This window comes from Candidatus Parvarchaeota archaeon (genome assembly GCA_016866895.1).
Classification (GTDB): domain Archaea; phylum Micrarchaeota; class Micrarchaeia; order Anstonellales; family VGKX01; genus VGKX01.
On sequence record VGKX01000030.1, the window covers coordinates 1 to 9,579 of the forward strand.

Consider the following 9,579-nt stretch of genomic DNA (forward strand, 5'->3'; position numbering starts at 1 on the left):
TAGCTGAATTTTTTGGGGTGTTTTTTATGCACGGTTTTGTAGATGAATGGGGACCTGAACGCGTTGTTGAAGTCTATGACCAAAAGACCAAGACCCACGGAGTTCTTGTTGTTGACAATACGGCAAGGGGGCCTGGAAAGGGTGGCATTAGGCTTGTGCCTGACATCTCTGCAACAGAAGTTTTTGGCCTGGCCCGTGCAATGACTTGGAAAAACGCACTTGCCGACATTCCTTTTGGAGGCGCAAAGGCGGGCATTAAGGCAGACCCAAAGACTGTGAACAAGGATGCAGCTATGAGGGCATTTGCATTGAAGCTCAAGGAACTCATCCCTTCAGTCTATATCGCAGGTCCTGACATGAATACAACTGAAAAGGAAATGGCTGCATTTGCAGACGCAGTTGGCACACCAAAAGCTGCAACAGGCAAGCCCTCGTCAATGGGCGGATTGCCCCACGAGCTAGGCTCAACCGGCTTTGGGGTCGCCCAATCCTCATTTGTGGCACTTGAGCACATGAAAATCCCTGTTGCAGGTGCAAGCGTGGCACTTGAGGGCTTTGGAAATGTGGGAACTTTCACAATGAAGTTCATGACAGAGCGGGGCGCAAAAGTTGTTGCAATCTCTGATTCAAAAGGCACTGCGTACCTGCCCGAAGGCTTCAACTATGATACGATGATGAAGGTAAAATCAGAGAAAGGCACGGTGACAGCGTATCCTGGCGCAAAAATTCTGGGCGCGGCAGATTTGTTTGGCATGCAAGTTGACGTTTTAATACCTGGTGCAAGGCCAAATGTGATTACTGATGCAAACAAGGCGCAAGTCAGGGCAAAAATCATTGTAGAGGCTGCAAACATCCCAATCGTTCCGCGAATAGAGGAGGAATTTGCTGCAAAAGGTGTTCTTGTAATTCCTGATTTTGTTGCAAACGCAGGCGGCGTCATCTCGTCCTATGTGGAGCACATCGAGGGCACAGAATCCCAGATGTTCAAGATGGTTGAGGATAGGATTGTCAAAAACACCAGGCTCATGCTTGGTGGCATGCAGGGCCTCAAGGCAAGGGAGGCAGCGCTAAAAATTGCAAAAGAACGCGTGTTGGATGCAATGGCAAAAAGATAAACCGCTGAAGAACCTCGGTGCGGGAGCCACGCATTAAAATATAAACTTGTGTTTCGCGTTTAGTGCCAGGTGAACGCATGGTGCTCAAACCCCTTTCAGACCACACGCCGCCGCAAAAGGGCGCAAAAAACAGCGACGCTTTGATGAAAAGGTCCAATGCATTCAGAAATCTCTTTGACGATAATCGCAAATCCCTGTTTGAATACACCAAGGAAGTTTCAAGCAAAATCCTAGTTCCAAACACTGTCAAAATTCACCTTGGGGAATTAAAACTCAATGACTTGTTTGAAGGCGCCAAAGGCAATGATGGCGCCTCGCTTTCGCAGTTTTGCAATATAGGCATACCGGTTGAGTTTGGCGGCTATGAGCAGGGCAAGGGCATTATTGACTCCCTCATTTTGCACCAGAACATGGCATATGGAAGCGCGTCTGCCGCGGCATTTTTTGACGGCCACGAGCTTTTATCTTCCCCAATCATCCTTGCAGGCTCTCAGGCCCAAAAAGAATTCTTCCTGCCAAAGCTTGCGACCAGGGAAATAATCGGCTGCTATTCTCTTTCAGATGTCAACTGCGCCTCGGACGTTGCAGGCATGAACTCCCTTACATATACGAAACCGGCTGAAGACTATTTCTTAAACGGCTCCAAAATATTTGTCACGAATGGCCCTGACGCCCACTACACAATCGCATTTGCAAAAGAGTCAGGAAACGAAAACAAGGGAAAAAACATAACTGCATTCATTGTCAAGAGGGCCACAAGTGCAGGTGGGGATGGCTTTGCGCCAGGCGAGCCGATGAACAAGCTTGGCTGGAAGGCATCCAGCACCTCACTTGTCTATTTTGACAATGTTCGCGTTTGTGCGCAGGACATTGTAGGCGAGGTTCTAGGAGGCTTCAAGGTTGCTGCTACAACCCTTGCTTACGGCAGGCTGAAAATAGCGGCAGAAGCCCTTGGCCTCATGGAGCGCATTTACGATGAATTGCAGGAATTTCTACCCCAAAGAAGCGCTTTTGGAAAGCAGCTCAAGTGTCACGACTTGATTAAATATCAGATTGCGCAGATTGCAAACGCCATAAAGGAAACCCGCGACTCGGTCTATGGCACTGCATACAATGTTGAAGCGCTTACTGCACAGGGAAAAGTTGTTGATTTTGCGGACGAGGCGGCGCAGGTCAAAAGCATGGCCGCGCACAAGCTGCAAAAAGTTGCGGAACTTGCAGTCAGGATGCAAGGCGGGTACGGGTTTGTCTATGACAAAAGCGCAATCCCTGTAATCTACTGCGATGCCCCGCTTTACATGATTGGCGAGGGCGCGGACAACGTTCTCAACCTGTCTGTTGGGACAAACATCCTAGGCTAGCTTTTCTTTTTTCTTGCCCTCAATGCAGCAGTTTCTTTTCAGGGCAAATTCCTTTATGCCGGGCCATTTTGCAACCATCCCGATAATGCCTGCAACCCACCACAGGCACCAGATGCAATAAAACTTTCCTTCAAAGCAAGCACTAGTCTTGCAAGCCCTTTCAAAAGCAGAATAATGATTTTTTGTTTGAGTTGTTTTTTTCATGGTGCTGCACTGCCGTAAAGGCGCGTATTCCTTTTCTTCTTGACTAGGCCCCTTCTCAAGTCCCGTATTTTTTCAGCTTTCCCATGTATCCAAGCATCAGTGGCATAAGCTCGCTTCCCAATATCTGCCCAAGCTGCCCGCCTGTGCAGGAATACTCGTCAAAACTTGCTTTGGGCCCTTCGCGCCGTATGTTGTCGGCATAAAGCAGAAGCGGAACCGGGTCGCAGCTGTGGGCCTTTGAAACTGTCGGCGTGGAGTGGTCGCCTGTTACGACCACGTTTGCCCCGCTTTTTGCAAGTGCCGGGATAAGTTCCCTGTCCACCCTTTCAATCATCATTTTTTTTCCATCAAAGTCGCCGTCATGGCCGCAGCTGTCCGTCCCTTTCACGTGGACAAAGACAAACTCGTGCGTCTTTAGGGCTGCAATTGCCGCCTTTGCCTTTGCTTTCAAATCAGTCCGGGTTGTCGCAGTAGCCCCCTTGACTTCAACCACATCCATCCCAATGTATCTTGCAATTCCCTTGTAAAGCGCCCCGCCTGCCACGCATGCCGCCTTTATGTTGTATTTTTCGCCAATAGGCTGCACGTGCCTGTAAACCCCGGCACCTCGCAAAAGCACAGCGTTTGCCGGCTTTTTGCCCTGCACTTCAAGCCGCCTGTTTTCCTGCAGCGCCGCAAGCTTTTCATGGGCAATTCTTGTATATTTTGTTACAGTCTGTGCAGTCTTCCTTGACTCATGGGACTTGTCATGCGGCAAGCAATGGGGAACCTTTTCGCCTTCATGCGCATCCGTGGGTCCAATGTTGCTTGAAAAGCCGGAGCCTGAGAGCACCACTGCACCCCTGTGTTCAACCGTGTGCACAAACGAAAACACCGCATCATCGACGAATATTTTTTTTATTGCAGGCTCTATCCTCCTCGCATCCTGCGTCCCAATCCTGCCTGCCCTCCTGTCAAGAACCTTCATTTCACCGTCAACAGTTGCAAAGTTTGCCCTAAATGCAATGTCCCCTTCCTTGAGCTTAATGCCTGCGCCAAGCGCCTCAAGAGGCCCCCTTCCGCAATAAAACTCGCGCGGGTCGTAGCCGAGTATCTGGAGATGGGCAGTATCAGAGCCCGGGGTTATCCCCCTTGCTATGGTGTGCATAAGCCCTATGGCCCCGTTTTGGGCAAGCCTGTCCAAATTGGGCTTTTTTGCAGCCATAAGCGGCGTTTGCAGGCCTCTTGGAAGGTCCCCAAGCCCGTCGAAAATCAGAAGTATTGTTTTTTTTGCCATAGTCTAATTTCACAATCAGTAATTTAAACCTCTTGACAGCCTAAGCCTAAACAATGAAACACATCAAAAGCCTCCTTATAGCATACGCCATCATTTTTGGCATCACTGCAGTTTCCCTTTCTTACTTTGGCAAGTGGGGGGAGGTGGCTGCAAACCCTGACTCCGTGTTGCTTCCCATTTTCCTCCTGGCGTCCCTTGGACGGATGCTTGCAGCCTACGCCCTTGTTGTTGCTTTCGGCCTTGCAATAGGCATAACCGCTGGAATGTACAGAAAAGCCCGCATCTTCATGCTTCCGCTTCTTGACATTCTCCAGTCAATCCCAGTGCTTGGCTACCTTCCCGCATTCATGCTTTTTTTCACCGATATCCTGCCACTTGGCCTGGGCCTTGAAATAGCCTCAATACTTTTGCTTTTCACTGGCATGGCATGGGCAGTAACTTTCAATGTCATCTCCGCCGTCAGGGCAATACCAAACGACATTCGCGAGGCGTCAAACTCTTTTGGCATGACAGGCCTTCGCTATGTGCGCCATGTCATCCTGCCTGCAATCATGCCGTCTTTTGTCACAGGAAGCGTGCTTGCCTGGGGCGGAGGCTGGTATTTTCTTGTGGCTGCAGAATACCTGACATTTGGCGTGCGCCACTACAATCTTCCAGGCATTGGCTATTATCTTGCAAAGTCAGTGTATGAGCTTAACAACCTGGGCTCTGCCATTTTCGGCCTTGCAGTTTTTGTCGCCATGATTTACACAATCAACACGGTTGTGTGGCGCCCCCTAATATCCTATTGCTCCAAGTTCAAAGTGCAGGGCAAGTCCTCTCCCCTTGACATTGAATACAAGCAGGAAAAGGGAAGCCTGGTTTTCAAAGTCGCAGATTTCATTGCCCAAAAGCGCTATCTGGCCGATGAACTTGTCTTCTCCAACATAGACAAGCTCAACAGGTTTGTCAAAAAAAGCTTCAGCCTCAGGATAAAGTACATACCGCGCAAAAGGCACAAGACCGTAATGCCGTGGTGGAAACACCTTTCCCTATACTCGGTTCTCTTCGGTGCTGTCATGGCGGCACTAGCCGTGTTTATTGCAGCCTCGCTTCAAAAGCCGCTTTCCGACCTTTCAATGGCAGCAGCAAGCCACCCGGAAACTTACAATCTTCCAGGTTTTCTGGCCCTGTCGCTGATTAGGATACTTGCAGCCTACCTAATTGCCCTTGCCTGGACACTTTGCGCAGCAATCCTGCTTGTCAGGCACAAGCGACTCTACCAGCTTTTCTTCCCAATCTTTGACATTGGCCAATCAACCCCGGCCCTGGCTCTTTTTCCCTTCATAGTTATTTTTGTAATCAACTTCATTGGGGGAGGCCGTCTTGGCGTGGAGGCAGCCTCCGTGCTTTTGCTTCTCACAGGGACGCAGTGGTATCTGTTATTCAACCTGATTGCGGCAATAAAAAGCATACCCGGGGAAATAAACGAGGCGTCGCAGGCATTTGGGATAAAGGGGATTACATATTACACAACTGTGCTTTTGCCCGGAATACTTCCAGGCCTGATAAACGGAAGCGTGCAGGCTTGGGGCGGGGCATGGAACTCCCTTATCGTAAGCGAGTACATCTCCTTTGGCGGCAAAACACTTATGGTTGACGGCCTTGGCTCCTACCTTACAAAAGCCACGATTTGGGGCGAGCCGACCCTTGTCGCCCTTGCGGTTGCAATTATGGCCCTTTCAGTCATTGCAATAAACATGCTTGTCTGGCGCAGGCTTTTCAATTATGTTGAGAGGTTCAGGTTTGAGTCCGGGTGAAGCCCGGGCACGGGCGGGGTTGCATTCTATGGCGGTTGAACTTGTTGTAAATCATGTGAGCAAGGACTACACGGAGGAAAAAATCTTCAAGCCTTCCATCGATGATGTCAGCTTCAGTGTGGGCAGGCACGAATTTGTCTGCATAATTGGCCCATCGGGGTGCGGCAAGTCAACTCTTCTTAGGATAATAGCAGGCCTTGAGGAGCCAACCAAAGGCTCTGTGCGCTTCAGGGGCTCAAAAATACACGGTCCTGACCCGAAAATCTCCGCAATGATTTTCCAGACATTTGCCCTTTTGCCCTGGCGCACCGTCTATGAGAATATTGACCTTGGGATGCAGACTTTGAAAATCTCAAAGGAAAAACGCGATGAAATCGTAAGGAAATACGTAAAGCTCATGGACCTTGAAGACTTTGCCAACTCGTACCCGTACGAACTTTCCGGCGGCATGAAGCAGAGGGTTGGCATTGCAAGGGCACTTTGCGCAGAGCCGCACATACTTCTTATGGACGAGCCGTTTTCAGCCCTTGACGCATTCACGGCAGACTCGCTTCGCCGCGACGTGCTTGGCATCTGGGTTGACCCGACAACCAAAACCGACACTTTCATCATGGTGACGCACCTGATTGACGAGGCGGTATTCATGGCGGACAGGGTGATTGTGCTTTCAAGGCGCCCTGGAAAAATCATTGCCGACATCAAAATAGATCTTCCTCGGCCCAGGGAGCTTCACCTGCGCGACAAGGAGTTTTTCGGGTATGTTGACAAAATCAAGCGCCTTATAACCCGCGACCCGTCAAACGCAATGTGGTATGAGCTTGACTTGTCAAGGCAAAAGAAATAGGGGAAATAAAAAGAGGAAAAAGAAAGGGGGCGCTTTCAAATGCCCAGTATGCCTTCTTCAGGATACTTTTGCCACAAGCTGCGCTGAAGTGTATCTATAGGGGTAGCTTGACGGGTCGTCGGCGTTTTTGTAGTAAATCCACAGCTTTCCCTGATACGTCTCGCCTGTTGTGAATGCCCCACCGCTGGTTTTTATGCAGGTTGTTGCACTCGCGCCTGTCAGCTGAATCGAGCCGCCTGCAGGTATTGTTGCAAGAACCGCTGCAGCTGCGGCAGGCTCGGCTGGCTTGTCCTTTGAGTTGGTGCACACAATCCCGCCAGTGTAAATGTTAATCGAGTTTGTCTTTCCATTGGAAAGCGTTGCAAACAGGTTGCCTGCGCTGTTGAGCACCGGCACCTGCGGCTGGTCGCACCTTATTGACTGCTCGTCAAAAATGCACTGCTCTGCAGGCTTAAGGTTCAAAGTCAGGAGAACTACGGCCACAATAACAATGACGAGCAGGGCCCAGCCGTATGTCATGAGATATTCCATCGCTGCTTGGCCTTTCCTAGAATTTGCCATAAAACCACCCAATCCAATTTTTGAATCTTAAAAAATGCCTTCCTGATATCGATTCACTTGTTATGTTTGTTATGCTTTAATCATTGCTTTATTTGACACTCATTTCCCGTTGCTTGATACATATTTCTCTTTGTTAATAAATATTTGCCAACCGCCTTTTCCTTCCATTCAAACAAGCGAGCCCAAGAACGTTGCAAGCACTGAACTCACAAATGCGTAAATGACAAGCGTGAGCACGATGAATACTGGCAGGTATTTGATGCCTTCAAGCTTTGAGCCCTTTTGAATCACGCCAATCATAAGGGAAGAGAATATCGCCGTTGTTATCGCCACAATCACCGTAAACCCGAAAAAGTCGCCTGAGGATATGATTGGCGGCCTTGGCCTGACAAACCCTATTGCGGGAAGCTGCGAGACTGGGGGCAGGTTGGCAAAAACTTTTTCAAGTATGGCAATCAGGTTGTTTGAGACTGCAAACAGGAACGGCGCCCCAACGCTTGCAGCAAAAACAACGAATATTATGTACATGAGAAGCGAGGCTGAAATCTCGCTTTGGATGAGCTGCACGTTTCTTGCGTCCTGTGCTATCTGCTCGAAAATGTCGGCTATCTGGCCCCCTGATGCAAGCCCCTGCTTCACAAGTGCCACTGTCCGCCTTAGCATCCTTGAGTTGAACCTGGCTGACAGCCTGTCAATGGATGTGTTGAACGGCTCGCCGCCAAACGTGCGCTTTGCAACAAGCTCAACTTCCTTTGAAAGCATCCCGAACTCCGGCTTTGCAGCATACCACATTGCCTGGTCTATGCTCATGCCTGCCCTGATATTTGCGGCAGAGAGGGTCAAAAAGTCAGGCAGCACCATGTCGACTGCCCTTTTCCTATTGTCCGCAAGTATGGAAAGCCAGACATAAGTCAAAAGCACAATGCAGGCAGTTGTGATTATTGAAATCACAACAAGCGCAAGCACAAGCATTGCCGGCTGGCTGTTTGAAAACCAGCTTCCGAAAAGCTTTCCAACACTTACAAGAAAAAGCCTTACCGAAAGGGACTGGATTAGGGCAAACGTTGCCACCAGGCTTCCTGCAATGCAGGCGATTATCATGCCGCCAGCAAAAATCTCGGCTGACACGCCAAGGCCGGCGGCATCAAGTGCCTTTCCAACGTCCAGTATCATCTTCCTTGAAAATAGCCTTCCAAGGGACTCAAGGAACGAGTTTGTTTGCGCCATATTGCATCATCGTGTGCTAATCTTCAATTCATTAAACGACTTCCAATTATTCTTCTTCCGCTCCTAATGCTCTGTCAACGCCCATTCCTGGGTGCGAATCAAAACCCAACCAATCAAAATCCCTATGATATGTCAAACCTCGGCCTTGCGGTCTCAACCATTGAAAGGAACACAAACTGCATCATGAATATGAGCCCAAAAATCACTGCAAGCACGGTCTGGCCTGAAATGCTTATCCCGCCCCCTACAAATGAAAGCAATATCACCAGGAAGGCAACCCCAAGAGAGGGCATTATTATCCCAAAAATCATGAAGAACATCACAAGCGGGTTGAGCTTCTGCCCGTACTCCTTGAGCTGCACAATCTGCTCCTTTGACACCTGCTCAAGCACGGATTCAAGGGAGGACGCAACATCGGAACCGGAGGTAATTGAGTTGACAAGCTGGAGTATCACGCGGTTGAATGATGGCGACGGGTTGTACTCGGCAACCTCCCTCATTGCAAGTGAAACCGGCTGCCCAAGCGTTATCTTCTCGACTATCTTGTTGAACTCCCTGCTCACCTCGCCGTAGTCCCTGCTGATGCCGACCATGGCGTCAAATAGCGGTATGCCTGACTTGATTTCTATGAGCAGGTGCCTGCCTGCAAACACAAGCTCCTGGTCAATCCTTTTTGCGCGCTGGATTTTTTTCACCTGCGGGTAGAGCATGAAATAGAAGACCATGAGTATGTAGTAGGCGGGTGCAAGTGGCACAAGCAAAAGCAGGCTTATCTTGTAATAATTAAGGAACAGGCCTGTTGCAACCAAAAGCGCAAGCGAGCTGAATATTGATGAAAACAGGACCTGCTGAATAAAAGCGCTTGCAGTTGTGTTCATGTCGGCCTGCTTAAGGCTTTTTTTCAGGTTTGGCGTGTATGCTGATATGAACCTGACAATGCCTGATGTTATGCCATGGGGCTGGGCCGCCTGCCTTTTCATTATCCTTACAATGCCGCCTTGCTGCTCGGCCCCTGGGCTTAGGGTCTTTGTAGAGAGCTTGTCATCTTTTTTTTCCATCTTAGCAAACTCCGCACTCCTAAATCATCTGACTTCCCGTCTTTTGCTTTGTTCCTTGTTTTCATTTGCCTTTGGCTGTTTCCAACTCTCTTTCTCCTTACTGCCTTTTATCACTTTTTATATTTGCTTCCAAG

9 protein-coding genes are annotated in these 9,579 nt (G+C 49.3%); 4 read left to right on the forward strand and 5 right to left on the reverse strand.

What is annotated here, in order from left to right; all coding sequences use genetic code 11:
- Window positions 1-26: 26 nt before the first annotated feature.
- Together FJZ26_02000 and FJZ26_02005 are read left to right on the forward strand one after the other, a co-directional pair.
- Window positions 27-1,115: a Glu/Leu/Phe/Val dehydrogenase gene (locus FJZ26_02000; GenBank protein MBM3229178.1), complete on the forward strand. Its 1,089-nt coding sequence runs from the start codon at window positions 27-29 to the stop codon at window positions 1,113-1,115.
- Window positions 1,116-1,192: 77 nt separating this feature from the next.
- Window positions 1,193-2,476: an acyl-CoA dehydrogenase gene (locus FJZ26_02005; GenBank protein ID MBM3229179.1), complete on the forward strand. Its 1,284-nt coding sequence runs from the start codon at window positions 1,193-1,195 to the stop codon at window positions 2,474-2,476.
- Here the strand turns inward: FJZ26_02005 and FJZ26_02010 are convergent.
- Complete coding sequence (locus FJZ26_02010) at window positions 2,468-2,680, reverse strand: hypothetical protein (protein MBM3229180.1); 213 nt, start codon at window positions 2,678-2,680, stop codon at window positions 2,468-2,470. The two genes, FJZ26_02005 and FJZ26_02010, sit on opposite strands and share 9 nt — an antisense overlap.
- 55 nt (window positions 2,681-2,735) lie before the next feature.
- Window positions 2,736-3,956, reverse strand: a complete 1,221-nt coding sequence (apgM, locus tag FJZ26_02015) for a 2,3-bisphosphoglycerate-independent phosphoglycerate mutase (GenBank protein ID MBM3229181.1) — start codon at window positions 3,954-3,956, stop codon at window positions 2,736-2,738.
- Window positions 3,957-4,009: 53 nt separating this feature from the next.
- Between apgM and FJZ26_02020 the strand changes: the two genes are divergently transcribed.
- Together FJZ26_02020 and FJZ26_02025 are read left to right on the forward strand one after the other, a co-directional pair.
- Window positions 4,010-5,755 (forward strand): ABC transporter permease subunit, encoded by a 1,746-nt coding sequence (locus FJZ26_02020; protein MBM3229182.1) that lies wholly within the window; start codon window positions 4,010-4,012, stop codon window positions 5,753-5,755.
- A 28-nt stretch (window positions 5,756-5,783) separates the two neighbouring features.
- Window positions 5,784-6,599 (forward strand): ABC transporter ATP-binding protein, encoded by an 816-nt coding sequence (locus FJZ26_02025; protein ID MBM3229183.1) that lies wholly within the window; start codon window positions 5,784-5,786, stop codon window positions 6,597-6,599.
- Window positions 6,600-6,656: 57 nt separating this feature from the next.
- Here the strand turns inward: FJZ26_02025 and FJZ26_02030 are convergent, their stop codons facing one another.
- The 3 genes from FJZ26_02030 to FJZ26_02040 all read right to left on the reverse strand — a co-directional run bounded on the left by FJZ26_02030 (window position 6,657) and on the right by FJZ26_02040 (window position 9,445).
- The gene (locus tag FJZ26_02030) at window positions 6,657-7,160 is read right to left on the reverse strand and encodes a hypothetical protein (GenBank protein ID MBM3229184.1); all 504 of its coding nucleotides are present in this window, start codon (window positions 7,158-7,160) and stop codon (window positions 6,657-6,659) included.
- 168 nt (window positions 7,161-7,328) lie between these two features.
- A complete protein-coding gene (locus tag FJZ26_02035) occupies window positions 7,329-8,387 on the reverse strand; it encodes a type II secretion system F family protein (GenBank protein MBM3229185.1) in 1,059 nt (352 codons plus the stop codon).
- 122 nt (window positions 8,388-8,509) lie between these two features.
- The gene (locus FJZ26_02040) at window positions 8,510-9,445 is read right to left on the reverse strand and encodes a type II secretion system F family protein (GenBank protein MBM3229186.1); all 936 of its coding nucleotides are present in this window, start codon (window positions 9,443-9,445) and stop codon (window positions 8,510-8,512) included.
- Window positions 9,446-9,579 lie beyond the last annotated feature (134 nt).